Raw genomic sequence first — 25,506 nt, forward strand, 5'->3', positions numbered from 1 at the left:
ATATCTTTTGCTTTTTAAAGAAAAAAGCAAAAGGATGCCGCTTCCATCAGGGCTAGGGTATTCGTTTTCAAAAGAACTTACTTTTTAAATTTGCGGTCCTTCCATTCATAAGAACCGAATAAACTGTACAAGGCGACAGCCGAACTAAAAAACGGATACAATAAACTACTCAACAACAAACTTTTAATTCTCGTTTTTGTTAAAAATCGATTGGTTATTGAGAGCAAAATAAAATCTATAGAAAACTTAGAGAAAGCAAAAATCACGAAAATTGGATACGGCCAAATCCTGAATACCAGCAAAAAAAACCCAATTACAAAACTCAGATTTCCGAAGAAAACAATGAATCCTAAAAATTTTCCGAAAGTACTTTTATAAGAGCTTGTTTTTGCAGCCCAGCGTACTCTTTGGTGAAACAATGCTTTCCAGTTTTCGGTTGGTTTAGTTGTAACAATTGCTTCGTCAGCTTTTAAATACTGTACTTTATTGGGAAATTTTTCAATTGCTTTTTGAAGTAAAAAAACATCATCTCCGCTGGCAATTTTATCGTTTCCTTCAAAACCGTTTACGCTTTCAAATAATGCTTTCGTATAAGCAAGATTAGCTCCATTGCACATAAACCCTTTATTCAAACCAAAACTTCCAATTGTTGCGCCTTGCAAACTCGTTAAATCTAGTTGCTGAAAATGGTCTAAAAATAAACTCTCGCATTTGTACGTGACAGCACCTGCAAGCATCGAAACTTGGTTTTCCTGAATGTAGTTATCAAATGTCGCTAACCAATTTTCGGGGACAACACAATCAGCATCGGTTGTAATAACCCAATCCGTTTTTACCTGTCGCATTGCTGTTGTAATGGCATCTTTTTTAGGAGATTTTGAAACACGAATATTGTCAATTACAGAAACTTGGAATTTGGAATTTAAAACTTGGAATTTCTCGTTAGAGCTATCGTCAACCAAAATAACCTTGAATAAATTCTCTGGATAATTCAACTTTGAAAAGCTCTCTAAAAGGATTGGCAGATTTTCTTCTTCATTCCGAAACGGCACTATAATCGTAAAGCTAGTTTTGGGCTCAAAATTCTTTTTTCGATATGTTCTTATTCTGGAAAAACCATAAATCAGCAACAAAATGCTACTAATATAAATGGCTAATATGAAGAATAATCCGAAAATCATGTTGTTGTTTTAGTTTTAAAATTCAACACAAAATAACTTCCTAAAACTACTGGTAACACTACATTTAAAAACCACATCAAAGTGCTGATGAAAATAACAATCCATTCGTTTACACCTAAAATTTTGAAGAAATAAATCGCTACGCTTCCTTTTACTGCAAAATCCAAAAACTGAAATGTCGGTAAAGAAGAAGCCAGAAAATAAACCGAAGTAATTGCTGCCATTAATGTTAAATAAGGCAAATCGACATCAAAACCTAAAAACAAAAAGTAATACTGATGCGAAAAAACCAAATATCTCAAAAGACCTAAAAAGATATTTTTCTGATGAACCGATTTTGGAATTTCATTGATTTTATGAATTAGTTTTTCGATCGAATACCCTTTTACTTTTATCTTTTTAATGGAAAATAAAACAATTAAAATAAGTGAAAATCCTCCAGATAAAATCAAAACTTTTTTAGTTGTAATTACATTAAACTGAGCGTTGAAATACAACAATCCGAAAATCCCGAAAATAATAGTTAAAACCATCTGGATTCCGTTGCAGATCAAGTTTAGAAAAACTACTTTCTTGGCTTCTGCTTTTGGATAATATAACGCTTTTCCAGCATACTCGCCTACTCCATTTGGCGTGAAAATTCCGGCTGTTAAAGCTGCTAAAACTTGTTTTGTGGCTTCGTAAACGGATATTTTATGAATAACCTGAGCGAGATTCTGCCATTTTAAAATCTCGAAATAACGATTCAAAACACTCAAAAGCAAGATAAATCCGACTCCTAAAACCGACTGGTTTTTTTGGAACAAAACAATAAATTTCTGCCAATCTAATTTATCGTTGTTTGCCAACTGATTGTAAATAAAATAAAATGCGCCGCCAACAATCAAAAGTTTGGCCAGAAGAACTAGGAATTGCTTAGCTTTGTGAGGAATTGAAATCATGCCGCAAAAGTAATTGAATTTGAGAATGTGGCAATGAAAATGTGCCAATTAGAAAATGAGTCAATTTTCTAACTTGAAACTCCAAACTTGAAACAAAAATCCCTTGACAAAAGAACGCATCATATTAGGTATTGACCCTGGAACCACAATCATGGGTTTTGGATTGATTAAGGTAATCAATAAAAAAATGGAATTTCTGCAATTAAACGAATTGCAATTGTCCAAATACGATAATCATTATCAAAAACTAAAAATCATTTTCGAACGAACCATTGAATTAATCGAAACGCATTGTCCAGATGAAATCGCGATTGAAGCGCCTTTCTTTGGCAAAAACGTTCAGTCGATGTTAAAACTTGGACGTGCACAAGGCGTTGCCATGGCTGCGGGACTTTCAAGAGGTATTCCGATTACGGAATACGAACCTAAAAAGATAAAAATGGCGATTACTGGAAACGGAAATGCCAGCAAAGAACAAGTTGCCAAAATGCTGCAACAGCTTTTAGGTTTAAAAGAATTACCAAAAAATCTCGATTCAACAGACGGTTTGGCGGCTGCAGTTTGTCATCACTTTAACTCAGGAAAAGTCATTGCCGGAAAAAGTTATTCAGGCTGGGATGCTTTTGTGAAACAAAACGAAGACAAAATTAGAAAATGAGATAATTAGTCAATTAGATAATTTCTTCCAAGTCTAATAAGCATTATCTAATTATCAAATTGACACATTACCTAAATTAAAAAATGAGCGGTATCTACATTCATATTCCTTTTTGCAAACAGGCTTGCCACTATTGCGACTTTCATTTTTCTACTTCTATGAAAAAGAAAGACGATATGGTTTTGGCATTGGCCAAAGAAATCGCTGTTCGTAAAAGTGAATTTGATAATGAAACTGTAGAAACCATTTATTTTGGAGGCGGAACTCCTTCTGTTTTATCAAATGACGAAATCAACTTTTTAATTTCGGAAGTTTATAAAAACTATAAAGTTGTCGAAAATCCAGAGATTACGCTCGAGGCTAATCCTGATGATTTGTCTTCTGAAAGGATTTTAGAATTATCCAAAAGTCCGATAAATCGTCTGAGTATTGGAATTCAGTCTTTTTATGAAGATGATTTACAGCTGATGAATCGCGCTCATAATTCGGCGGAAGCCAAAAAATGTTTGGAAGAAGCAACGAAATACTTCGACAATATTTCATTGGATTTGATTTATGGAATTCCTGGATTGAGCGACGAAATGTGGAAACAGAACATTCAAACAGCTTTGGATTTTGGTATACCGCATATTTCGAGTTATGCTTTGACGGTTGAACCAAAAACAGCTTTGAGCAAATTAATTCAAACAGGAAAAGTTGCCGAACCTCAGGATGAAGTGGCTTCCAATCATTTTATGATTTTGGTTGAAATGCTTCAGAAAAACGGCTTTATTCATTATGAATTATCCAATTTTGGAAAAGAAAATTATTTCTCCCAAAACAATTCGGCTTACTGGCGGGGAAAAAAATATATCGGAATCGGGCCTTCGGCACATAGTTATGACGGCGTAAAAAGAGGCTGGAATATTGCGAATAATTCGCTTTATATAAAAGCAATCCAAAATAACGAATTACCAATTGAAACTGAAACCCTAACAATTTCTGACCGTTATAACGAATACATTATGACAGGATTACGAACGATTTGGGGCGTTTCTCTCGAAAGAATCGAAAACGAATTTGGTTCAGAATACCTGAATTATTTATTAGAACAATCTCAGAAATTTTTGACTGATGATTTGCTTTCAATTGAAAGCAACATTCTAAAACCAACTCCAAAAGGAAAATTTTTAACGGATGGAATTGCGAGTGATTTGTTTTATTTAAATTTGGAAGAATAAAATTAGCCACGAAGGCACAAAGGCACAAAATTGAAAAACTTTGTGACTTAGCGTCTTTGCGGCACAAAACCTAAATTTGTGTTAGCAAAAATCAACAACTTCGAAATCGACTTATCAAAACCAATCGATATCTCTATTCCGTTAACCAATACAGATGAAAATCCGATTGCCTGGTACATCGAAAAACCAGTAATCGAACCCGTAGTTTTTGGCGATTGGATTGGTAAAGTTTCGGAAGGAAAATCATCTACGAATTTCAATAATATCTTTTTCAATCCGCATGGGCATGGAACGCATACAGAATGTCTCGGACATATTACCAATGATTTTTACAGCATCAATCAATCATTGAAGCAGTTTTTCTTTATTGCTAAATTGATTACTGTTGAACCTGAAAAAATTGGAGATGATTTTGTTATCACAAAAGAACAGATTTCGTCTTTCATACATACAAAAACAGAGGCTTTAATAATTCGAACTCTTCCAAATCAAAAGGAAAAAAAGTCGAGAAAATATTCCAATACCAATCCGCCGTATTTATCTGAAGAGGCTGCGATTTTCATCCGCGAAAGCGAAATTCAACATTTGTTAATCGATTTACCAAGTGTCGACAAAGAACATGATGAAGGAAAATTATTGGCTCATAAAGCATTTTGGAATGTAAAAGACACGGTAAATCTAAATACTGATGCAAGATTGAATGCGACAATTACGGAAATGATTTATGTTCCAGACCAAATTGAAGATGGCGACTATATCCTTAATCTTCTAATTGCTTCGTTTGAAAATGATGCTAGTCCATCAAAACCTATATTATATAAGATTTAAAGTTAACCACAAATTTCACAAATTTTCACAAATTTCTTTTTCATTTTGCCACAGATTAAATTGATTATCAAAGATTTAGTCATTTGTAAACTTTAATCTCTAAAAAATAATTTGCGAAAATTTGTGAAATTTGTGGCAAAAAACAACTCAAATGATAACCGTTTCAACAGATAAAACTAAACTTGATGTTCCGTTTATCCAAAACTTCCTAAAAGATATTTATTGGGCTGCGGGGCGAACTATAGAAGAAGTTCAAAAAACAATTGATGCTTCTTTTTGTTTTGGAATTTACTTGGACGATAAACAAATTGGTTTTGCCAGAGTAATAACTGATTATGTCGTTTTTGCTTATTTAATGGATGTTTTTATTACAGAAGAACACCGCGGAAAAGGTTATTCATCAATTTTGATTGAAGCAATGATGAAGGAACCACAATTGCAAGAAGTCAAAATCTGGCGATTGGCAACAAGCGACGCTCATTTTCTATATGAAAAATTCGGATTTACAAAACTGAATCATCCCGAAAAGATGATGGAAAAAATAATCAAATGAAAACAGTCTTAAAACTCGAAGAAGCCGCGTTGTTTGTTCTCGGAATCTTTTTATTTAACCGTTTAAATTATGAATGGTGGTGGTTTTTGGCTTTACTCCTTGCTCCCGATTTATCTATGATTGGCTATGCTTTCGGAAACAAAGCTGGAGCATTTCTTTACAATTCATTTCATCATAAAGGAATTGCGCTTTTAATTTATGCTGCTGGATGTTATTTAAGTATTGAACCATTGCAATTAGCAGGAATTATTTTATTTTCACACTCTGCAATGGATCGTATTTTTGGGTATGGCCTGAAATATGAAAAAGGCTTTAAATACACGCATTTAGGTGAAATTGGTAAATAAATAATTTATGAATTTAGAAACGTTTTACGAATATTGTCTTTCAAAAAAAGGAGTAAGCGAGCATTTTCCTTTTGATGAAGATACCTTGGTTTTTAAAGTAGGCGGCAAAATGTTTGCTTTATCTTCTTTATCGCAATGGGAAAAAAACGAGCAATCAGTAAATTTAAAATGCGACCCAGACCGCGCACAAGAACTCAGAGCAGAATATGACGAAATAAAACCCGGATTTCACATGAGCAAAGTGCATTGGAATACTGTAGCATTGAATGGAAATTTACCAATGAAATTCGTTAAAGAATTGATAGATCATTCGTACGAATTAGTGTTCAAAAGTTTAACGAAGAAAATTCAAAACGAAATTATTGAATTAGAAAATTAGGCATTACATTTGTAACGTCAGTAAAAAACTCAGCGACATAACAGCTTAGTAACTTAGCACCTAAAAAAAATGAAAGAACAATTTAAAAAATTTCTGAACGAAGAACAAGACCCAAAAGCGATTGAAAAAATCACTTCTAAACTTACAGATTTATTGATGAAAGGTGAAGAAGTTGGTTATATCGCAGTACAAAAAAAACCAGCAATTACTGTTTTCCCTGACAGTATTGTAGTAACAAACAAACGTATTATTATCTGTGAACCAAAAAACTTAGGTCTTTCAATGGATTTTACAGATTATACTTGGGATGTTATTGCAAGTACTTTTGTAAAAGAAAACATTTTAGGTTCAGAATTTTCATTTGCTACCAAAACAGATTTAGCGGTTACTATCGATTATATTCCGAAAATTCAAGCTAGAAAAATTTATACTTACGCTAAAGAGCAATTGGATTTATTGAAAAATCCAGTTATTAACGTTGCCCCAACTCCAGAAACTGTTGAACCAGTTTTTGAAGAAGAAGAGGAAGAAGAGGACGAAATTGAAGAAGTAGAAACAGAAGAAGTAACCAGTTTTGCTGAAATTTTACCAGCAGCACCAGCTGTTACAGAAACTTTTGAACCGCTTCCTACTCAGCCAACGCAGCCAACTGGAGAACGCAGATTAAGTGATTTATCTAAAGAAGAACTTTTTGATAAATTACAGAATTATAAAAAACTTCTTGATAATGGATTGATCATGCAAGGAGAATACGATTCTTATAAAAAAGAAATATTAAGCTACATGTAATTTATTTAAGTACAAAGTTTCAAAGTACAGAGCACAAAGTTTTTACCTGCTTTATCTAAATAAAAAAAGCCCGAAATAGAAAATTCTATTTCGGGCTTTCCATTTATAACTTTGCGCTTAGAAACTTTGCACTTTGTACTTATTTACAAAGTCGCTTTCTGTTTTTCTACAAATTTATGCGATTGCAGTTCCAGTAGTTCTATTGCATTTTTACGCTGAAGATCAAATAGTCCTCTGTCTTCGGCAATATCAGCATATACTCTATCGTGCATTTCGGCGCTGGTTTTTACTAATAATTCTCTTTGGTATTTATTTTGTTCCAAAGTCGCTTTCATTGCGGTTTCGGCTTCTTCTTGTTTGAAATCGAATTCTCCTTTTGGCGCTAAGAGTTTTGCAATAATTGGAGAGGTTTCAATAGCCAAAAACAGTAACATAATAAAGAATGACGGCAACCAAGGCAGTTTGTTCAACGCATTGATGCGAGCCATTAACCCGTCGAATCCTTGTATAATTGGCTGTGTCTGCGAAACTTTTTTGTCTAAATCGGCTTGAAGCTGTGAACCGGCTTTTTCTTTTTCAGCAATTTTAGCTTCGTTTGTCTTTTTTAGCGTTTCATATTCTTTAAGAGCAGCGTCGTGTTTTTCGCGTTTTTCTTTATAAACAGGGCCTTTTCCAAGTTTTTTTGTTCCGGTGGTTCCTTCGGCTTCGGTGATATAAGTAGAATACAACGCGTTTACTTCTTTCTCTTTTGTTGCAATATCAGCTTTCAAGGCAGCAATCTCTGCTTTATTTTTATCTAAATCCGATTTGAAATAATTGCCAACCTGTTTTTTGTTGGCGAATTCCATTTCGTTTTTCTCTTTCAATAAAACAGTATTGATTTCTTTTTCGAAAATTTTAATCTCCAAAGGTTTCGAAATTACAATTGCAATAATAATAGCCAATACGATACGTGGAGTCGCCTGCAGGAATTCATCCATAAAACGATCTCTTTTTTTAATGGTAGAAACGATAAATCGATCTAGATTAAAGATGAGTAAACTCCATACAAATCCAAATATCAAAGCGGGATAAATAGAATCGAAAACAGTAAATAGTGCATAAGCACTCGCCAGAAAGGCCATAATTGCTGTAAAGAATACGGTGGCTCCGATACCTACATATTTGGTTTGTTCGCCATCTGTACAGTCTTTCAAGATGCCTCGGTCGGCTCCTGAACATAGAATAAAAAATTGTTTTAACATGATTGATGATTTTTGATTTGATGATACGGCAAATTTAACGCCAAATTTTTAATTCCTAACAAATTATTTTTTTCTTTTCAATTGTAAATCAATTATTTGATACGTTCGATGTTATTTAAAGATTAATAAATTTCAAAGACAGCTGTCCAATCATAACACTATGTTAATTTTTTTTCAAGGCTTTAGTAATACAGGGGTCTTAGTTTCGCAAACGAAAATCAAACTAAACACACACAATGAAAAAATTCTTTTTATTAACAGCATTCTTTTTACTAGCCTTTACGGGTTTTGCTCAGAAAGCGATTATATCTGGAAAGGTATTTGATGCTGATGACAAACTACCTCTACCTGGAGCAATGATTCAAATTGTTGGCGAAAAAAAATATACCGTTTCTGATTACAACGGACGTTTTGAACTCCTTAATATTACTGAGGGAACTTACAAACTTGAAGTAAAATATATTGGTTATACAGCCTTGGTTCAAGAAATAACAGTAGAACAAGGAAAAAACAACGTAATCGATTTTGCTCTTAAAGCTTCTGAAAATGAATTGAAAGAAGTTATTGTCGGAGACATCTTAAAAGGTCAGGCAAAAGCGCTGAATCAGCAGAAAAATAATAAAAACATCGGAAACGTAATCTCGTCTGATCAAATGGGTCGTTTTCCTGATGCTAACGTAGGTGACGCTTTAAAACGTGTTCCTGGTATCACAATGCAGAATGACCAAGGTGAAGCTCGTAATATCATTATTAGAGGTTTGGCTCCGTCTTTGAACTCTGTTACTTTAAATGGTGACCGTATTCCATCTGCTGAAGGAGACAACAGAAACGTACAAATGGACTTAATTCCATCTGATATGATTTCTACAATCGAAGTAAATAAAACCCTTACATCAGACATGGATGCTGATGCGATTGGAGGTTCAGTAAACTTAATTACAAGAGCAACTCCAAACGGAGAAAGAATTTCTGCAACTCTTGCTGGAGGATATCTACCAATTCGTGACAAAGCTTCTTACACAGCTGGATTCGTTTATGGTAACCGTTTTGCTAATGATAAATTAGGAATAGTTTTCAGTGGATCTTACAACAATGTTGATTACGGATCTGACAACATCGAAAACGAATGGGTAAAAGATGATTTTGGAAATGAATATTTACAGGCATCTGAAATAAGAAAATATGAAGTACAGCGTATTCGCCGTAGTACTTCATTGGCTTTGGACTATAAATTTAATGAAAACAACACAATCTTTGCCAATGCAATCTACAATTGGAGAGATGATAGAGAAAACCGTTTCAGAACAACTATCGACGATATTGAACCTCTTTATAACGGTGAAGAAATCATTGGTTTTGAAGGTCGTGTAAAACGCCAGACAAAAGGTGGTGTTGATAACAGCAGAAATAAAAACAGAAGATTAGAAGACCAAAGAGTACAGAATTATTCGCTTCGTGGAGAACATTTGATTAATTCAACTTTAGACTTAGACTGGTCGGCTAACTATGCAAAAGCTAGAGAATACCGTCCGGGTGAGCGTTATATCGAATACCGCCAGAAAGGTCTGGATGTATTTGAAAACTTAACAGACACAAGATTTCCTTTAGTTACAACAGCTGGAGAGGCTCTTGATCAATTTGAATTTGATTCGGTTACTGAAAACACAGACGAAACAAGCGAAAGCGAATTTGGTGCAAAAGTAAATATCCGTTTCCCGTTTTCTGTAATCGCAGGTGAAAAAGGAAGATTGAGAACAGGTCTTAGACTTCGCTTGAAAGAAAAAGAAAGAAACAACAATTTCTATTCTTATGAATCTATCAATGGCGGAATGGATTTATTATCTGACGTTCCAACCTCTTATTTTGATGGAAAGGATTTTAATCCAGGAAGCAAATATGTACCGGGAACATTCGCTTCTGCTGCTTACTTAGGCGGTTTAGATTTAAACAATCCTGCTTTATTTGACAAAGAAACAGATCCAGCAGAATATTTAGCTGTAAACTACAACGCTAAAGAAAGAATTACTGCTGCTTATGTAAGATGGGATCAGGATTTTAATGATAAACTTTCTATGGTTTTAGGTTTCCGTGTTGAAAATACACACATTGATTATACAGGAAATCGTGTCTTAGATGAAGAAGAATTAGAAAGCAGAATCAATAATACAAACTCTTATACTAACTTATTGCCAAGTATTTCATTCCAATATAACGCAACAAAAGATTTAGTATTAAGAGCGGCTGCAACAACGGCTCTGGCAAGACCAAACTATTATGCACTAGCTCCTTATGTAAACAACATTGCTGCTGATAAAGAAATTACAGCTGGAAATCCAGGTCTTAAAGCTACCTATGCATACAACTATGATTTCATGGCAGAGAACTATTTCAAATCTGTTGGTTTGATTTCTGGAGGTGTTTTCTACAAAAGATTAAATGATTTCATTTACAACTACAGCGACAATCAATATACTGATGCTAAATTTGCTGCAGATTTCCCAAGTCAATCAAACCCAATTCCAGCTGGAGAAAACTGGTCATTTTTACAATCAAGAAACGGAGACAATGTTAATGTTTACGGATTTGAGGTTGCTTTACAACGTCAGTTAGATTTCTTACCTGGTAAATTCTTAAAAGGTTTTGGTATCTATTTGAACTATACTTACACGAAATCTAAAGCAAGTGGAATTGCTGATGAGGACGGAAACGAAAGAAAAAACATCAGCCTTCCTGGTACTGCACCACACATGTTTAACGGATCGTTATCTTGGGAAAACAAACGTTTCTCTGCAAGAATCTCTACAAACTTTACATCTGATTACTTAGATGAATTAGGTTCTGAGTCTTATAAAGATAGTTACTATGACAAGCAGTTTTTCTTAGATGCAAATGCTTCTTATAAAATTACACCAAAATTGCGCTTTTTTGCTGAAGCTAATAACATAACAAACCAACCGTTACGCTACTACCAGGGAGTTGCTGCACATACAAAACAAGCTGAATATTACCAGCCTCGCTACAATTTCGGATTGAAATTAGACTTGTAATCTACAACTTTTAAAATTCTTAAATTAGACAGAGTTTCGCGCTCTGTCTAATTGCATTAAAATATATAACATAATGAAAAATAAATCTTTAGTCGCTCTTTTACTTTTAGCTATTTCATTTACAGCTTGTAAAGACGATAAATTAGCTCCAATTCAGCCAAATGCCGTTAAACCGACAACCGTTACAGAAGCATTGCCACATGATACAGACGATCCTGCTATCTGGATTCACCCGACCGACGCTACCAAAAGTATCATTGTAGGAACAGATAAAGACACAGACGGCGGTTTGTATGCTTTTGATTTGAATGGAAAAATCCTTAAAAAATCAATTCCGTTAAAACGTCCAAACAATGTGGATATCGCTTACGGATTGATTATTGACGGAAAAAAAGTAGATGTTGCCGTTACTACAGAACGCGAAGAAAACAAAATCAGAATCTTCAGCTTGCCAGATTTAGAACCGATTGATAACGGAGGAATTCCGGTTTTTGAAGGAGAAACACAACGTGATCCAATGGGAGTTGCTTTGTACACTCGCCCAAGCGACGGAAAGATTTTTGCCATTGTAGGTAGAAAAACAGGTCCGTCAGGAACTTATTTATGGCAGTATGAACTTTCTGGAAATGGTAAATTCACTGCTGCGAAAGTGGTTCGCAAATTCGGAAACTACAGCGGTAAAAAAGAAATCGAAGCAATTGCAGTTGATAACGAAATGGGAACTGTTTATTACTGTGACGAACAAGTTGGAATCAGAAAATACAAAGCCGATCCAGCTTTAAACGATAATAAAGAATTGGCTTTCTTTGGTCAAAAAGATTTCAAGGCAGATCACGAAGGAATTGCGATATACAAAAAAACAGATTCTACAGGATATATCTTAGTATCCAATCAGCAAGCAAATTCTTTTATGGTTTATCCAAGAGAAGGTGCAAATGGAAATCCGAACAGTTATCCTTTATTGGCTGAAGTTCCTACTTCTACAATCGAATGTGACGGCGCCGATGTTACCAATGTAAATTTAGGACCAAAATACAAAAACGGACTTTTTGTAGCCATGAGCAACGGAATGACTTTCCATTATTACACTTGGGATTTGATCCAAAAACGTATTGACGAAGCTAAAAAATAATGTTTATTTAAGGTTTTCAGTCGCGGTTCAGTGTTCAGTGTTTATTTTTATTACTGCGATTGGAAACCAAACAAAAAAAGCTGTTCGTAATGAACAGCTTTTTTATTTGAATCAATAATTCCTTTTATTCTGTAATCGGTGCGCCAGCCAAAATTTCGGCATTGGCAAACTCTTCAAATTTGGCAAAATTAGCTTTGAATTTCTGTGCTAATTCTAATGCTTTTTTATCGTATAAATCTTTATCTTCCCAAGTATTTCTTGGATTTAGAATTTCTTCTGGAACGTTCGGGCAAGATTGTGGTTTTGCCAATCCGAATACTTTGTGATCGACATACTCTACGTTGTCTAATTCTCCTTTTAATGCAGCAGTAATCATCGCACGAGTGTATTTCAGTTTCATACGGCTTCCGATTCCGTAAGGACCACCAGTCCATCCTGTGTTGATCAACCAAACTTTTACACCAGCATCTTTCATCTTTTTGCTCAACATTTCAGCATAACGCGTTGGGTGCAAAGGCATAAATGGCGCTCCAAAACAAGCAGAGAAATTTGGCTGAGGCTCAGTTACACCAGCTTCTGTTCCGGCAACTTTAGCAGTATATCCCGAAATAAAGTGGTAAGCCGCTTGACCTGGAGTCAATCTCGAGATTGGAGGCAGAATTCCGAAAGAATCAGCTGTTAAGAAAAATATATTTTTAGGATTGTGACCAACCAAACCTGGCTGTACATTATCGATATGTGTAATTGGGTAACTTACACGTGTATTTTGTGTGATAGAAACATCGTCGAAATCTACTTCGTTTGTTCCTGCTTTGAAAACCACATTTTCTAAAAGCGCTCCTTTTTTGATTGCTCTAAAAATGTCTGGTTCGTTTTCTTCAGTTAAATTAATAACTTTTGCATAGCAGCCTCCCTCAAAGTTGAAAACTGTATTTTCGTTTGTCCATCCGTGTTCATCGTCACCGATTAATTTACGTTCTGGATCAGCAGATAAAGTTGTTTTTCCAGTTCCAGACAATCCAAAGAAAATGGCAGTATCACCAGCTTCTCCAACATTGGCGCTACAGTGCATTGGAAGTGTATTTTTGAAAACTGGCAGAATAAAATTTAATGCAGAGAAAATTCCTTTCTTCATTTCACCTGTATAACCTGTTCCTCCAATTAAAGCAATCTTTCTTGTAAAATCTAAAATAGCAAAATTAGACTGACGTGTTCCGTCTACAGCAGGGTCTGCCATAAAACTTGGTGCACATACTACTGTCCATTCTGGAGTAAAATTAGCCAATTCTGATTCTTCAGGACGAAGAAACATATTGTAACAGAATAAATTTGACCATGCCGTTTCAGTAACTACACGAACATTTAATCTGTAATTAGCATCTGAACAAACATAAGAATCTCTTACGAAAACTTCTTTATTAGATAAAAAAGCGGTAACCTTATTGTATAATTTTTCAAATGCTTCTGGTTCAAAAGGAATATTTACATTTCCCCACCAAACCTGATTTTTTGTGATGTCGTCTTTTACAATAAAACGATCCTGCGGAGAACGGCCTGTAAATTCGCCTGTATTAATTGCCAATGCTCCAGTAGAATTCTCAACACCTTGCCCTGACTGCAAAGTAATCGCATGCAATTCATCTGCAGACAATTGATAGCGAACTTTTGCATTTTCAATTCCTAATTCTTTTAACGAAATCGATTGCGCGAAAACTGTGTTAGTGTCCATAAATTTAAGTTGTGTGTGAATGTTTTATTTAGATAGCAAAATTACAGATTTAATCTTTATCCCATTCAAATAATCAAAATTCACTTTTATTTATATCAAAAAAGAGAAATTTTAAGTAAAAAAATGCAAAAACAAAAAAATAACTGCTCCTAAATTCTTTTCTGATAAGCTGTTTCTGGAATTTGTTATATTATTCTTCAATTAAATTGAAAAACACAAAAAATTCACATAAATAAGCTTATATGTTATTTATGAGACAAAATTAAAAATTAATTTTCAGATAGAATTTTTTATTCGGGATTTTATGATTTTCTCTTCAAAATCGTAAAGAATAACAGCGCCCAAGCAATAATTAACAAGAATCCGCCCAGAGGTGTTGCGAATACGATAATTTTAGAATCGAATACGGTAAGGTCTTTTGTAGATAATAAATAGATTGAACCGCTGAAAAGGATTACACCGGCAACAACTAAATTGTAAATGGCTTTTACTGTTTTTTCGGCAAGCTCTTTTCGTGTAGACAAAAATAAAAGAAACAAAGCATGATACATTTGGTAACGAACACCAACTTCAAAAGTATTTAACTGATCAACCGTGAGGTATTTTTTTAATAAATGTGCTCCAAAAGCTCCTAAAATAATAGCCACCATTCCGATAAAAGCTCCAGTTAAAACAATTCTTCTTTTCATGATTTGCATACTTTTAATTTAAGGCAAAAATACTTCAAACCAAACAAAATTCCGCGTTACTTTCGAGATTATTTAGAACAAAATCAAATTATTTTTTTTAAGTTTCAAAAAATTAATTCAATTTTATTTAAATTCAATTGTTATATTTATAACATTCAAATATATTTGTGTTAAATATTTAAAACATGAGAAACGTTTTAATAATTGGAGCAGGCAGATCTGCATCGTCCTTAATCCGATATTTGTTAGTAAAATCCGAAGAAGAAAACCTGCATATTACTGTAGCCGACCTTTCTTTGGAATTAGCTGGACAAAAAATAGGCAATCATCCCAATGCAGAAGCTCTTGCTTTGGATATTTTTAATGACGAAGAAAGAAAAGCCGCCGTTTCAAAAGCATCAATTGTTATTTCGATGCTTCCAGCGCATCTTCATATCGAAATTGCGAAAGACTGCCTTCAATTCAAAAAACACCTTGTAACTGCCTCCTATATTAGTGATGCCATGCAAGATTTAGATGAAGAAGCCAAACAAAAGAATCTGATTTTTATGAATGAAATCGGCCTCGATCCCGGAATTGATCATATGAGCGCCATGAAAGTGATTGATGAAATCAGGGAAAAAGGCGGCAAAATGCTTCTTTTTGAATCTTTTTGCGGTGGTTTGGTTGCTCCCGAATCTGACAACAATCTGTGGAATTACAAATTTACTTGGGCGCCGAGAAATGTGGTTTTGGCTGGACAAGGAGGCGCAGCCAAATTTATTCAGGAAGGCACTTATAAATACATTCCGTACAGCGCTTTGTTTCGAAGAACTGAATTTCTTGAAGTCGAAGGGTACGGAAAATTTGAAGCCTATTCTAATCGTGATTCGCTTAAATACCGTTCGGTTTATGGCTTAGATGCTATTTTGACCTTATATAGAGGCACAATCCGAAGAGTTGGCTTTTCGAGAGCTTGGAACATGTTTGTGCAGCTCGGAATGACAGACGACAGCTACATCATGGAAGATTCTGAAAACATGAGCTACAGACAATTTACCAATTCGTTCCTTCCGTACCATCCAACTGACTCTGTAGAAATTAAAACGCGTCTGATTTTAAAAATCGATCAGGACGATATTATGTGGGACAAACTTCTGGAACTCGATTTATTCAACCCAAACAAAAAAGTAAATCTTCCAAATGCTACTCCTGCCCAGATTCTGCAGAAGATTTTATCTGATAGCTGGAGTCTAGAACCAAATGACAAAGACATGATTGTGATGTATCACAAATTTGGTTATGAAATAAATGGCAACAAAGCCCAGATTGACTCTAAAATGGTGTGTATAGGCGATGACCAGACTTATACCGCGATGGCAAAAACAGTTGGCCTTCCGGTTGCGATTGCCACTTTACTGATATTAAACGGAAAAATCACCGCACCAGGAGTACAGCTTCCGACCAAAAAAGAAGTTTACGAACCTATATTAAAGGAATTAGAAGAATACGGCGTCATTTTCAACGAGCAGGCCGTGCCTTATTTTGGATACAATCCAGACTTGTTTTAGTCTGGATCACATTTTTTTATTTTTAGAATTTTTTTTTTTAGTTTTTTAATTTTATCCGCTTCTCTGAGCAAGAAGCGGATTTTTTATTTTTAGAGACAAAGTTCCAAATATTCAAGGGGACAGAGAAAGAACTTTCGTTTTAATTTTGAAGCGTAATCGGCAAATTGTACATCACTCTTACCGGTTTCCCCTTTTCTGTAGCCGGAATCCATTTTGGAGAAAGCTTTAAGACCCTCATTGCTTCATCTCCTAAACCATATCCTAGATCTTTTACAACATTAAATTCAGATAAACTTCCGTCTGTTTCAACCATAAAATTCATCTCTATTTTTCCCTTTATTTTATTCTTTGAAGCCTCTGCCGGTATTTTAAAATTTTCACCTACAAACTTATAAAACTCTTCAATTCCTCCCGGAAATTGGGGTTCATTTACGCTAACCGTATCATAATTAACAGCAAAGCCATTGGGCATTTTTGGCATAGCTTTTTCTCCCTGAGCCATAGTTTTTGTGGAAAACACAAAAAACAACAAAGCTTGCATAACGCCTACTGTAAATACTTTTAAAACAATTCTAACCGGAGATTCTTTTTTTGTCATCATTATTAAACGTTTTTTAGTTATTTGGTAATTGATATTGCTTGCCAAGGCAATTGTATTTTTTCTTGAAACAAAATCCAGTAGTAGATTTTGATAATCCTTAACCGAATGAAATTGTTTGTTTACTGCTTCGTCTGCGAGAAATTCATGATTAAGTCTGATGGCTTTTTTATAGAACAAAATCAATGGATTAAACCAAAATATGATTCCTAAAATTTCAATTAGCAATATATCTAGTGTATGTTTCTGGCTTAAATGCGCCTTCTCATGCACTATTAATTCTGAAGGTATTTTTCCCATCTCAAATTCTGCTTTATTAACAAAAATCGCATTCCAAAACGAATGAGGCAGAATAGATTCTTCTATTAAGATTACTTTTACGCCATCTACTAAACGGATTTCCTTATTTCTTAATCTTTTGAAAAAGGAAAGCAGGTTTAAGACAAAATGAAAAACCAGAACTATAGAAACAACAACATAAAGACCTATCAAACAAGACAGTAAATGATGTTTTATGAAATTTTCATTCAAAGAAATTTGGCTAGCTCTAATCACCATTCCGTCTAATTGAATTGTGCTTAACTTTGTTTCAAAGGCAGTTTTGAACGAAAACAATTGCAGTGGAATTACAAAACTAAAAATCAAACTTCCGAGAAGGTACGCGCGATTAAAACGAAATATTTTTTCGTTTTCTAGCAGCAATTTGTATACCGCAAAAAACACAAAAAGCAACAATCCTGATTTGAAAAGATAGGTTATCATTTTTTCTTTTTTTGAATTTCTGAATCGATTATTTTTTTAAGATCTTCCAATTCCGAAGCTGACAAATTGGTTTCTGTAGTAAAAAATGAAGCAAACTGAGATGCCGAATTATTAAAAAAATTGCTGATTAATCCTTTTACGTGTTTAGAAAAATAATCTGTTTTCTTCACTAATGGATAATATTCTCTTGAATTTCCGAATTCGTTGTAAGCCACAAATTTCTTGTCAATCATTCGTTTTAACAAAGTGGCAACTGTAGTTGTTGCTGGCTTTGGCTTTGGATAAGCTTCGAGCAAATCTTTCATGAAGGCTTTTTCAAGCTTCCATAAATGCTCCATTAATTGTTCTTCTGCCTTTGATAGTTGCATATCGTAATTTTTTTATTCAACATTTTGTTCCGAAATCAATTCGCCTTTATTGTAATTTTTGATGCTTTTTAATTTTCCTTTAGCGGAGTAAAATTTCCATTGTCCAAAATAAAACCAATGCGATTCGGTCTCGTTTACTTCCAATTTTGTTTTTCCTTTCGATTCTAATTTTCCGTTTTCGTAATAGCTTTTTACAATACAGATTCCGTTTTTGTATTTCTCTGTTTTGTAGATTTTCCCATTAATGCACGATTTCCATTTTTTTACTGGAATATCATTTTTATAATATTCATACGATTTATAATCTGTTCCGTCTTGTGAATACACATCAATCCAAACACCTTCTTTTTTCTTATCAATTTTTTGATTGATGGGTTTGCTTTTACAACTCAAAAGCATTGAACCGCAAAACAATAGTAAAAAAAGGTTTTTCAAGCTCATATATCTCTACAACTATAGATTGTACTCTACAAATATAGAGATAAGTTTTAAACTTGCAAGAAAAAAGTTTCTTTTTTTAGGCACAAAGGTTCAGAGAGGCAAAGTGACAGAAGTCTTTTGTCATGAATGTCAACTGAAACTCAAATACTGAAAACAAAAAAATCCGCTCATTTCTGAACGGATTTTGTATTGAAGTCAACTTTTGAACTTAAAAATGAACTTAGTGCCTCTGCGTGTTTGCGAGCAAAAGAAACTTAGTGTCTTAGCGCCTTCGCAGCAAAAAAGCTTATTTACTTAATTCAACAAAATACTTGTAAAACAACGGAATAGTTTCAATACCTTTCAAGTAATTGAAAATTCCGAAATGTTCGTTTGGCGAGTGAATCGCATCGCTATCCAAACCAAATCCCATCAAAATCGTTTTGCTTTTTAATTCTTTTTCAAACAAAGCCACAATCGGAATACTTCCTCCCGAACGAACCGGAATTGCAGGAACTCCAAACGTTTCGGTATAGGCTTTGTTTGCTGCCTGATATCCGATGCTGTCAATTGGTGTTACATAACCTTGTCCGCCGTGATGAGGCGTTACTTTTACTGTAACTCCAGCTGGAGCAATGCTTGTAAAATGCTTTGTGAAAAGCGCTGTAATCTCTTCCCAATCTTGATTTGGAACCAAACGCATTGAGATTTTAGCAAAAGCTTTACTTGCAATAACCGTTTTAGCACCTTCGCCAGTGTAACCACCCCAGATTCCGTTTACGTCTAATGTTGGACGAATTGAGTTTCTTTCGTTAGTTACATAACCTTTTTCACCGTAAACATCAGCGATATTTAGAGCGTTTTTATATTTTTCTAAGCTAAAAGGCGCTTTTGCCATTTCGGCTCTTTCTTCTGCAGATAATTCCTGAACTTTATCATAGAATCCTGGAATCGTAATATGATTGTCTTCGTCATGAAGAGAAGCAATCATTTTGGCAAGAATATTAATTGGATTCGCCACAGCTCCACCGTACAATCCCGAATGCAAATCGCGGTTTGGCCCAGTAACTTCTACTTCAACATAACTCAAACCTCTTAAACCAGTCGTAATAGACGGTTGTTGGTTAGAAATCATTCCTGTATCTGAAATCAAGATTACATCATTTTTTAGTTTTTCCTGATTGCGTTCTACGAACCAAGCCAAACTTGCAGAACCTACTTCTTCTTCTCCTTCGATCATGAATTTTACATTGCACGGAAGCTCGTTATTGCGCACCATGTATTCCAATGCTTTTACGTGCATGAACATCTGACCCTTGTCATCGCAGGCTCCACGTGCAAAAATCGCTCCTTCTGGATGAATTTCTGTTGTTTTGATTACGGGCTCAAATGGCGGCGAAGTCCATAATTCTAATGGATCTGGCGGTTGTACGTCGTAGTGTCCGTAGACTAAAACCGTTGGAAGATTTGGATCGATTATTTTTTCTCCGTATATAATTGGATACCCCGGAGTGTCGCAGATTTCGACTAAATCGCAGCCTGCTTGTGATAAACTTTCTTTAACGGCCTCTGCTGTGTCAATAACATCTTGAGAATATGCAGTGTCGGCACTAACCGACGGAATTTTTAATAATTCGATCAATTCGTTGATAAACCGATCTTTATGTTGTTGAACGTAGGACTTAATATTTTCCATTTAAATTATTTTTATAGAAAACCAAATGTACAAAAAAGAGAATTAAAAAAAATTTTGAAAAAAGGCTTTGATTATTCAAAAGTATGCTTATCTTTGCACCCACAATTGAGCGGATATGGTGAAATTGGTAGACATGCCAGACTTAGGATCTGGTGCCGCAAGGCGTGTAGGTTCGAGTCCTATTATCCGCACTAAAAAAGCTTCTGAATAGATTTTCAGAAGCTTTTTTGTTTTTGGTGCATAATCTAAATTGATCTAAAACCATATTACAAATATCTTTTTTATATGAAGCATAAAATCTTGAACATGTGTACAAGTAAAAATATTATAAATTTCCAGACCTAATCTGACCAACCTTAATATCTCTTTGTATTTATAACCTTTTTCATTTAAACATTTTAATCCTAAAATGATTTTATTTCGCCACTGCTTTTTCGAATAGCTTATAATCTGTTGCATTTTCATTTGTAATATATTTAAAATTTCATCACAAATATTCCAACAGTTTAATTTCCGATTTGTGGCAATTTTTTCCGATTAATCGGAATTATTTAAAAAATTTATTCTTAATATTATAATATCGAGTTGGCCTCATTCCTCTGTCATATTTTTTTGAAAAACTTTCTTTATCTAAAAACTTTTGATAACAATTTTCATTTATATATTTATTATTAAACAACCATTCCATAAATTCTTTATGCATTACTCTTTTACTAATTAAATTTTCACTTTTCATTTTTTGAAAAATAAACGAGTAATCTTGATAATTATCTGTTATTTCTTTTGTGAAATCATCAAACAAGTTAAATGCCTTATTATCATTTCCATTAAAAATATTAGGATGACGATTCTTTTCTTCAATTGAATTCACTGTACTTTCTGGTATAACTCCACTTAACTTTATAAACTCTAATAGTTGCACGCAAAAATTCACAAGCGTTTCATTTTTGCAGTTATAACTGAAATTATTCTGTAAAAATGTTGGGCCTATCTCATTTTTCTCAATTCCAAAAAAACAGAAACTTGCTCTATAATTTATAAAATTATAATATCCAGTACTATCAATGATTTGTTGCCTAGCATCTTTACCTTTGAAAATTTCTTTTCTATTTGGATGATTATATAAATTCTCAATATAGTAATTATAAAGTCCAGCAGATATATTATAAATATTTACTAGTTCATTAAGCAACAACGATTTATTGTTTGAATTTTCTAATCTTGATGTATATTCAACTTTGTAGCTCCCTATTCCAAACAATTCAATATCAGAGAATATAAAAATTTCATTACAAAATCTAGCCAATCCTATTCCGCTTCCTAAATGTATAGTTGCATCCATTTGAGATTTAAAAATTATATCTATAATTTGTAATTCTTTTATAATTTTATCGTAATGAGTCATTATCTTTTCCTTTTTGATTTTAGATTCCTTTTTCAATTTATACTTTTCAAGTAATCCATTTAAACAGTTTTCCAAAAAGGGCTTATAATAAAAAATATGTTCTTTTTGTATATCATCAAAATTTTTGCTTCGAGCATAAGCGTTAACTTTATTTTCTATTGTAATGAGGTTATCACTTATAGTATTGAGAAATTTCTCAAGAAAATAATCTCCTAAACTTACTGTTGTCAAACCTAAACCTTCATCTAAAATATTATACAGGTCTTTGTATATGGTTGTAGTCCATTTTAAATCAGGATAAAAAAAACTGACATAATTAGAATAAGCTCTTTTTTGATTCTCAAATTCTGTGTTTTCCATATCAAATGGCATAAATATTTATTTGTTAGAATAATTTTACTAAACCGTCATAATTTAGGAATTTTTATAACGTGATTTCATTAATCAAAACTTTATATGTAAATAAAAATCTGAGCCTATCAAAAAAAACTTTACCTTCCATTTTTTATATTCACTATATCGTTATTTTTACTTTCCAATAAGCCTTCAATCAAATTAATCAGCTTTGTTTTAAACTTATCGCTATGTTTCAAAAATCAACTTTTGTTATTGTTTTTCTTTTTATTTTAAGTTCTTGTGCTGTTCAGCAAAAAAGCTTAGAAACAAACGACTGGTATGCGTTTACGAAAACAAACACAGCGCAACAAGAACCATCGAAAGTATATGAGTTTACAGACGGAATGATTCGAATGCATGGCGAAGAAGCCGGTTGCCTCATGACCAAAAAAAGCTATAAAAACTTCGAGCTTTCCTTAGAATACAGATGGAATTTGGAAGAGAAATACAAAATGAAAGGCACGAAAAACAGTGGCGTAATGTACAATATTCCGCTCGATGCATCGGATAAAATCTGGCCGAAAGGAATTCAGTTTCAAATCAAAGAAAACACTACAGGCGATTTTATCTTTTTGGATCAGGTTACAGCAAAAGTAAACGACAAATGGATTGAAGCTGGAGCAAGTGTCACTTCTCCTAAGTTTTTGGCAAACGAAAATCCGTATGGCGAATGGAATTCTATCGTTATCAAATCTTACAACGGAAAAATTACGCAATACTTAAACGGAAAATTGGTAAACGAATGCACGGAAGCTTCCTCTACAGAAGGCAAAATTTCCCTAAATTACGAACGCTCGCCTATTGATTTTAAAAACATCCGAATCAAAAATATTTCGCAAAACTAAAACCACAAACGCTGTAAAATTTTAAACCACAATTCTTGGAATATTGATGAAAAAATACTTTTCTACTTTTTTTTACAGCTTCTCGAAACCTGTATTGTTTTGGATTGTTTCTATTTTTCTTATGCTTCTTTCCAGCAACTTTAATAATCCGCTTGTTATAAATATTTGTTTTTGGATATTCTGCGTGGGCTTATTAGGTTTACTAATAGGCGCTTTTTTCCAATTATCGCAACGAAAATGGCTCAAGGCCTTTATAAGTCTTTTTTTATTCGGCCTCTCGATTTTTTTATTGATTGTCATCGCCATAGTCGGAACTTTTATTGCAGATGAAAGACCTGATACATGGGCCAAAAACTTAACAATTCCGAAAAACATTCAAATTGACAATCCAGTTGATTTGAACTTTGGCTCAAATTTTGAATCTCAAAGGCCTGACAGCATCACAAATAGGGTTGTAACTAAAACAGAGTTTCAGCTTTACAATTCTTTTCAGCGTGGAATTTATGAATATGATTTTTGGATTGGTAAAATCGAAAGCGGCACTATCTATCTAAAAGCTTATGAAATAACGCATAATGAAGCACTTTCTGCCAATGACTTATCCAGAACAAGCTCTATTCAAATCTACAACTCATCCGACAGCATAAAAAAATTCAGTACGAAAGACGATTTTACGATTTATGAAGGTGATTGGGGAGATCCGTACGCAGCACGATTCGAAGTGTGGTTCAAACCGGATAATGGAAAACCGGAACGAAAATTATTTTCTAAAAACTATAAAATTGAAGGATGGATGCGATAGCATTATTGATTAATCAATAAAGTTAGATTTCAACTTCAGGTTTCCAAAAATGTTTTTCAAAATCAACAATCTGATTGTTAACCACTTTAATTCCTTCGTTTTCTAGAAGCTGTTGCATCAGATTAGTTCCGTCAAAATGGTGTTTTCCCGTCAGCAATCCTTTTTGGTTTACTACTCTGTGCGCCGGAACATCATCCATATTATGAGAAGCATTCATGGCCCAGCCTACCATTCTTGCAGAACGTGCAGTTCCTAATGCTTTTGCAATAGCGCCATAAGAAGTTACTTTTCCGTACGGAATTTGTCTTGCCACAGCGTATACTCTTTCGAAAAAATTCTCTTCAGCCATAATTTGTTTTTTTTGCCACCGATTTAAAGGATTAAATTGATTTCTCCGCTAAATCAGTAAAATCTGCTTGAAAAATATTTAACACAAAGTAAAAAAATCATTTTAATCTGTGAAATCTGTGGCTTATAAAATTATCCGAAATAGTAATTCAGAATATTAAAAAGGGTTGCAAGAGCAATAATGCCAGTAATACTTCCGATAATGGTGTTCATGTTTCGCATGAGATAATCGGTTTTCTTTTCGATTCTTCCAAAGAAAGCAATATAACTGTACAAAGCCGCAAAAGAACCTAAAACAGACCCTAAAACAAAAGTAAAAATGATGTTGTTTTCAAAAACAAATAAATGATACGATGCCAGAGTAACACTTACCACAACATAATACGGAATCGGAAAGAAGTTTAGTCCAGAAAGCAACATCCCGAGAAAAAAACGGCTTTTTTTGCTGCTTTTCTTAATCTTTGATTTCTTTTTGGTCTTGGGTTCTTTTGCAATAAAAAGAAAATAAATCGTTAGGATTGAGAAAATAACAAACCCAACTTCTCTTAAAAGCGTTACCACATCTGGACGATTGTCAATAACTCTTGCAAATAGAACTGCTACATAAACCTGAAAAAATATAACTAAAACAGCCCCAACAGCAAACCATAAGGCATTTTTTTTACCCTCTTTGAGGTTTATTTTGGCCGCCGTCATGTTGATTAATCCAGGTGGAATAATCCCGATTGCCGCGGCGATAAAACCAGAAAGAAAAGGGGTAAATAAGGCCATTCAGTTGCGTTGTAAGTTGTAAATTCTATTTCAAAAATTAAATTAATCTTTAATTTTGAAACGAATATACGTAATTGCCTTGTTAATTTCTAAATATTGTTTTTCATAAAAAGTCTGAATCGAAGTTACTACTTCAGGACTGCCCTCATTTTTATACACGTTATGGTTTGCATACAATACTTCGTGGCCTTCTCCATGCAGTAATCCAAGCGTATATCCATGCATAAATTCACTGTCGGTTTTTAAGTTTACGACACCGTCTTTTTTGAGAATCTTTTTGTATAACTTCAAGAATTCAGAATTGGTCATTCTGTGTTTTGTTCTTTTGTATTTGATTTGCGGATCTGGGAAAGTAATCCAGATTTCGTCTACTTCGCCTTCGGCAAAAATATGATTGATCAATTCGATTTGAGTACGAACAAAAGCTACATTATGAAGACCGTTTTCTACAGCAGTTTTAGCACCACGCCAAAAACGAGCACCTTTAATATCTATTCCGATAAAATTTTTGTCTGGATATTTTTCTGCCAATCCAACAGAATATTCTCCCTTACCACATCCTAATTCTAAAACTAATGGATTATCATTTTTAAAGAAATCAGAATTCCATTTTCCTTTTAAAGGCATTAAATCGCCTACCACTTCTTCTCTGGTTGGCTGAAAAACGTTTTGAAATGTTTCGTTTTCTCTGAATCTTTTTAGTTTGTTTTTACTTCCCACTTTACAAAAATTTTGGGCAAAATTAAGGAATATAAACGAATGAAAATAGCGGAATTACGTTTTAAAGTTTTTCGCCACGAATTACACG

At 33.9% G+C, this 25,506-nt stretch carries 25 protein-coding genes and 1 tRNA gene; 13 read left to right on the forward strand and 13 right to left on the reverse strand.

Going from position 1 to position 25,506, the window contains the following annotated elements:
- Positions 1-77 precede the first annotated feature (77 nt).
- Positions 78-1,181, reverse strand: a complete 1,104-nt coding sequence (locus tag ACFFLS_RS15960; protein WP_379689531.1) for a glycosyltransferase family 2 protein — start codon at positions 1,179-1,181, stop codon at positions 78-80.
- Positions 1,178-2,122 carry a hypothetical protein gene (locus ACFFLS_RS15965; RefSeq protein WP_379689534.1) on the reverse strand — a complete coding sequence of 315 codons (945 nt, stop codon included), beginning with the start codon at positions 2,120-2,122 and terminating at the stop codon, positions 1,178-1,180. The genes ACFFLS_RS15960 and ACFFLS_RS15965 overlap by 4 nt, the downstream gene beginning before the upstream one ends.
- 103 nt (positions 2,123-2,225) lie before the next feature.
- Here ACFFLS_RS15965 and ruvC point away from each other — a divergent pair, with 103 nt between their 5' ends.
- From ruvC to ACFFLS_RS16000, 7 genes are all read left to right on the forward strand, one after another.
- Complete coding sequence (gene ruvC, locus ACFFLS_RS15970) at positions 2,226-2,780, forward strand: crossover junction endodeoxyribonuclease RuvC (RefSeq protein WP_379684499.1); 555 nt, start codon at positions 2,226-2,228, stop codon at positions 2,778-2,780.
- Positions 2,781-2,863: 83 nt separating this feature from the next.
- Entirely contained in the window at positions 2,864-4,000 is a 1,137-nt protein-coding gene (hemW, locus tag ACFFLS_RS15975; RefSeq protein WP_379684498.1) for a radical SAM family heme chaperone HemW, read from the forward strand.
- 78 nt (positions 4,001-4,078) lie between these two features.
- Positions 4,079-4,828 (forward strand): cyclase family protein, encoded by a 750-nt coding sequence (locus tag ACFFLS_RS15980; protein WP_379684497.1) that lies wholly within the window; start codon positions 4,079-4,081, stop codon positions 4,826-4,828.
- 151 nt (positions 4,829-4,979) lie between these two features.
- Positions 4,980-5,381, forward strand: a complete 402-nt coding sequence (locus tag ACFFLS_RS15985; RefSeq protein ID WP_379684496.1) for a GNAT family N-acetyltransferase — start codon at positions 4,980-4,982, stop codon at positions 5,379-5,381.
- Positions 5,378-5,728 carry a DUF4260 domain-containing protein gene (locus ACFFLS_RS15990; protein WP_379684495.1) on the forward strand — a complete coding sequence of 117 codons (351 nt, stop codon included), beginning with the start codon at positions 5,378-5,380 and terminating at the stop codon, positions 5,726-5,728. The genes ACFFLS_RS15985 and ACFFLS_RS15990 overlap by 4 nt, the downstream gene beginning before the upstream one ends.
- A gap of 7 nt (positions 5,729-5,735) precedes the next feature.
- A complete protein-coding gene (locus tag ACFFLS_RS15995; protein ID WP_379684494.1) occupies positions 5,736-6,107 on the forward strand; it encodes an MmcQ/YjbR family DNA-binding protein in 372 nt (123 codons plus the stop codon).
- Positions 6,108-6,176: 69 nt separating this feature from the next.
- Entirely contained in the window at positions 6,177-6,896 is a 720-nt protein-coding gene (locus ACFFLS_RS16000) for a PH domain-containing protein (protein ID WP_379684493.1), read from the forward strand.
- A gap of 143 nt (positions 6,897-7,039) precedes the next feature.
- Here ACFFLS_RS16000 and ACFFLS_RS16005 read toward each other — a convergent pair whose 3' ends face one another.
- Positions 7,040-8,140, reverse strand: coding sequence for a DUF4407 domain-containing protein (locus ACFFLS_RS16005; RefSeq protein ID WP_379684492.1), 1,101 nt, complete (start codon positions 8,138-8,140; stop codon positions 7,040-7,042).
- Positions 8,141-8,376: 236 nt separating this feature from the next.
- On the opposite strand from ACFFLS_RS16005, the gene ACFFLS_RS16010 reads away from it, so the two are divergent.
- A complete protein-coding gene (locus ACFFLS_RS16010) occupies positions 8,377-11,187 on the forward strand; it encodes a TonB-dependent receptor (protein WP_379684491.1) in 2,811 nt (936 codons plus the stop codon).
- A gap of 73 nt (positions 11,188-11,260) precedes the next feature.
- Positions 11,261-12,319, forward strand: coding sequence for a phytase (locus ACFFLS_RS16015; RefSeq protein ID WP_379684490.1), 1,059 nt, complete (start codon positions 11,261-11,263; stop codon positions 12,317-12,319).
- Positions 12,320-12,443: 124 nt separating this feature from the next.
- Here ACFFLS_RS16015 and pckA read toward each other — a convergent pair whose 3' ends face one another.
- Positions 12,444-14,048 carry a phosphoenolpyruvate carboxykinase (ATP) gene (pckA, locus tag ACFFLS_RS16020; protein WP_379684489.1) on the reverse strand — a complete coding sequence of 535 codons (1,605 nt, stop codon included), beginning with the start codon at positions 14,046-14,048 and terminating at the stop codon, positions 12,444-12,446.
- A gap of 302 nt (positions 14,049-14,350) precedes the next feature.
- Positions 14,351-14,737 (reverse strand): DUF423 domain-containing protein, encoded by a 387-nt coding sequence (locus ACFFLS_RS16025; protein WP_379684488.1) that lies wholly within the window; start codon positions 14,735-14,737, stop codon positions 14,351-14,353.
- Positions 14,738-14,922: 185 nt separating this feature from the next.
- Here ACFFLS_RS16025 and ACFFLS_RS16030 point away from each other — a divergent pair, with 185 nt between their 5' ends.
- Positions 14,923-16,287, forward strand: a complete 1,365-nt coding sequence (locus ACFFLS_RS16030; RefSeq protein ID WP_379684487.1) for a saccharopine dehydrogenase family protein — start codon at positions 14,923-14,925, stop codon at positions 16,285-16,287.
- Between the two features lie 139 nt (positions 16,288-16,426).
- Here the strand turns inward: ACFFLS_RS16030 and ACFFLS_RS16035 are convergent, their stop codons facing one another.
- The 4 genes from ACFFLS_RS16035 to ACFFLS_RS16050 form a co-directional block, all read right to left on the reverse strand.
- Positions 16,427-17,647: a M56 family metallopeptidase gene (locus tag ACFFLS_RS16035; protein WP_379684486.1), complete on the reverse strand. Its 1,221-nt coding sequence runs from the start codon at positions 17,645-17,647 to the stop codon at positions 16,427-16,429.
- Positions 17,644-18,015: a BlaI/MecI/CopY family transcriptional regulator gene (locus ACFFLS_RS16040; RefSeq protein ID WP_379684485.1), complete on the reverse strand. Its 372-nt coding sequence runs from the start codon at positions 18,013-18,015 to the stop codon at positions 17,644-17,646. The genes ACFFLS_RS16035 and ACFFLS_RS16040 overlap by 4 nt, the downstream gene beginning before the upstream one ends.
- Before the next feature lie 12 nt (positions 18,016-18,027).
- Complete coding sequence (locus tag ACFFLS_RS16045) at positions 18,028-18,414, reverse strand: hypothetical protein (protein WP_379689561.1); 387 nt, start codon at positions 18,412-18,414, stop codon at positions 18,028-18,030.
- Positions 18,415-18,742: 328 nt separating this feature from the next.
- Positions 18,743-20,131: a dipeptidase gene (locus ACFFLS_RS16050; RefSeq protein WP_379684483.1), complete on the reverse strand. Its 1,389-nt coding sequence runs from the start codon at positions 20,129-20,131 to the stop codon at positions 18,743-18,745.
- 109 nt (positions 20,132-20,240) lie between these two features.
- On the opposite strand from ACFFLS_RS16050, the gene ACFFLS_RS16055 reads away from it, so the two are divergent.
- Positions 20,241-20,322: transfer RNA gene (locus ACFFLS_RS16055), tRNA-Leu, on the forward strand.
- Positions 20,323-20,678: 356 nt separating this feature from the next.
- Here ACFFLS_RS16055 and ACFFLS_RS16060 read toward each other — a convergent pair.
- Positions 20,679-21,908, reverse strand: coding sequence for a hypothetical protein (locus ACFFLS_RS16060; protein ID WP_379684482.1), 1,230 nt, complete (start codon positions 21,906-21,908; stop codon positions 20,679-20,681).
- A 212-nt stretch (positions 21,909-22,120) separates the two neighbouring features.
- Here ACFFLS_RS16060 and ACFFLS_RS16065 point away from each other — a divergent pair, with 212 nt between their 5' ends.
- Both ACFFLS_RS16065 and ACFFLS_RS16070 read left to right on the forward strand, forming a co-directional pair.
- A complete protein-coding gene (locus ACFFLS_RS16065; protein WP_379684481.1) occupies positions 22,121-22,777 on the forward strand; it encodes a 3-keto-disaccharide hydrolase in 657 nt (218 codons plus the stop codon).
- A gap of 46 nt (positions 22,778-22,823) precedes the next feature.
- Positions 22,824-23,579, forward strand: a complete 756-nt coding sequence (locus ACFFLS_RS16070; protein WP_379684480.1) for a hypothetical protein — start codon at positions 22,824-22,826, stop codon at positions 23,577-23,579.
- 22 nt (positions 23,580-23,601) lie between these two features.
- Here ACFFLS_RS16070 and ACFFLS_RS16075 read toward each other — a convergent pair whose 3' ends face one another.
- The 3 genes from ACFFLS_RS16075 to trmB all read right to left on the reverse strand — a co-directional run bounded on the left by ACFFLS_RS16075 (position 23,602) and on the right by trmB (position 25,418).
- Positions 23,602-23,928, reverse strand: a complete 327-nt coding sequence (locus tag ACFFLS_RS16075) for an MGMT family protein (protein WP_135221417.1) — start codon at positions 23,926-23,928, stop codon at positions 23,602-23,604.
- Positions 23,929-24,059: 131 nt separating this feature from the next.
- Positions 24,060-24,698 (reverse strand): LysE family transporter, encoded by a 639-nt coding sequence (locus tag ACFFLS_RS16080; RefSeq protein WP_379684479.1) that lies wholly within the window; start codon positions 24,696-24,698, stop codon positions 24,060-24,062.
- 42 nt (positions 24,699-24,740) lie between these two features.
- Positions 24,741-25,418, reverse strand: a complete 678-nt coding sequence (gene trmB, locus ACFFLS_RS16085) for a tRNA (guanosine(46)-N7)-methyltransferase TrmB (RefSeq protein WP_091490651.1) — start codon at positions 25,416-25,418, stop codon at positions 24,741-24,743.
- Between the last annotated feature and the right edge of the window lie 88 nt (positions 25,419-25,506).

It is taken from the genome of Flavobacterium procerum (assembly GCF_042431625.1).
Lineage (GTDB): Bacteria > Bacteroidota > Bacteroidia > Flavobacteriales > Flavobacteriaceae > Flavobacterium > Flavobacterium procerum.

Bases quoted from the DNA above. Each gene is read 5' to 3' on its own strand.
- ACFFLS_RS15960 (WP_379689531.1), bottom strand. From the start codon at position 1,181: ATGATTTTCGGATTATTCTTCATATTAGCCATTTATATTAGTAGCATT.
- ACFFLS_RS15965 (WP_379689534.1), bottom strand. From the start codon at position 2,122: ATGATTTCAATTCCTCACAAAGCTAAGCAATTCCTAGTTCTTCTGGCC.
- hemW (WP_379684498.1), top strand. From the start codon at position 2,864: ATGAGCGGTATCTACATTCATATTCCTTTTTGCAAACAGGCTTGCCAC.
- ACFFLS_RS15985 (WP_379684496.1), top strand. From the start codon at position 4,980: ATGATAACCGTTTCAACAGATAAAACTAAACTTGATGTTCCGTTTATC.
- ACFFLS_RS15990 (WP_379684495.1), top strand. From the start codon at position 5,378: ATGAAAACAGTCTTAAAACTCGAAGAAGCCGCGTTGTTTGTTCTCGGA.
- ACFFLS_RS15995 (WP_379684494.1), top strand. From the start codon at position 5,736: ATGAATTTAGAAACGTTTTACGAATATTGTCTTTCAAAAAAAGGAGTA.
- ACFFLS_RS16000 (WP_379684493.1), top strand. From the start codon at position 6,177: ATGAAAGAACAATTTAAAAAATTTCTGAACGAAGAACAAGACCCAAAA.
- ACFFLS_RS16005 (WP_379684492.1), bottom strand. From the start codon at position 8,140: ATGTTAAAACAATTTTTTATTCTATGTTCAGGAGCCGACCGAGGCATC.
- ACFFLS_RS16010 (WP_379684491.1), top strand. From the start codon at position 8,377: ATGAAAAAATTCTTTTTATTAACAGCATTCTTTTTACTAGCCTTTACG.
- ACFFLS_RS16015 (WP_379684490.1), top strand. From the start codon at position 11,261: ATGAAAAATAAATCTTTAGTCGCTCTTTTACTTTTAGCTATTTCATTT.
- pckA (WP_379684489.1), bottom strand. From the start codon at position 14,048: ATGGACACTAACACAGTTTTCGCGCAATCGATTTCGTTAAAAGAATTA.
- ACFFLS_RS16025 (WP_379684488.1), bottom strand. From the start codon at position 14,737: ATGAAAAGAAGAATTGTTTTAACTGGAGCTTTTATCGGAATGGTGGCT.
- ACFFLS_RS16030 (WP_379684487.1), top strand. From the start codon at position 14,923: ATGAGAAACGTTTTAATAATTGGAGCAGGCAGATCTGCATCGTCCTTA.
- ACFFLS_RS16035 (WP_379684486.1), bottom strand. From the start codon at position 17,647: ATGATAACCTATCTTTTCAAATCAGGATTGTTGCTTTTTGTGTTTTTT.
- ACFFLS_RS16040 (WP_379684485.1), bottom strand. From the start codon at position 18,015: ATGCAACTATCAAAGGCAGAAGAACAATTAATGGAGCATTTATGGAAG.
- ACFFLS_RS16045 (WP_379689561.1), bottom strand. From the start codon at position 18,414: ATGCTTTTGAGTTGTAAAAGCAAACCCATCAATCAAAAAATTGATAAG.
- ACFFLS_RS16050 (WP_379684483.1), bottom strand. From the start codon at position 20,131: ATGGAAAATATTAAGTCCTACGTTCAACAACATAAAGATCGGTTTATC.
- ACFFLS_RS16060 (WP_379684482.1), bottom strand. From the start codon at position 21,908: ATGCCATTTGATATGGAAAACACAGAATTTGAGAATCAAAAAAGAGCT.
- ACFFLS_RS16065 (WP_379684481.1), top strand. From the start codon at position 22,121: ATGTTTCAAAAATCAACTTTTGTTATTGTTTTTCTTTTTATTTTAAGT.
- ACFFLS_RS16070 (WP_379684480.1), top strand. From the start codon at position 22,824: ATGAAAAAATACTTTTCTACTTTTTTTTACAGCTTCTCGAAACCTGTA.
- ACFFLS_RS16075 (WP_135221417.1), bottom strand. From the start codon at position 23,928: ATGGCTGAAGAGAATTTTTTCGAAAGAGTATACGCTGTGGCAAGACAA.
- ACFFLS_RS16080 (WP_379684479.1), bottom strand. From the start codon at position 24,698: ATGGCCTTATTTACCCCTTTTCTTTCTGGTTTTATCGCCGCGGCAATC.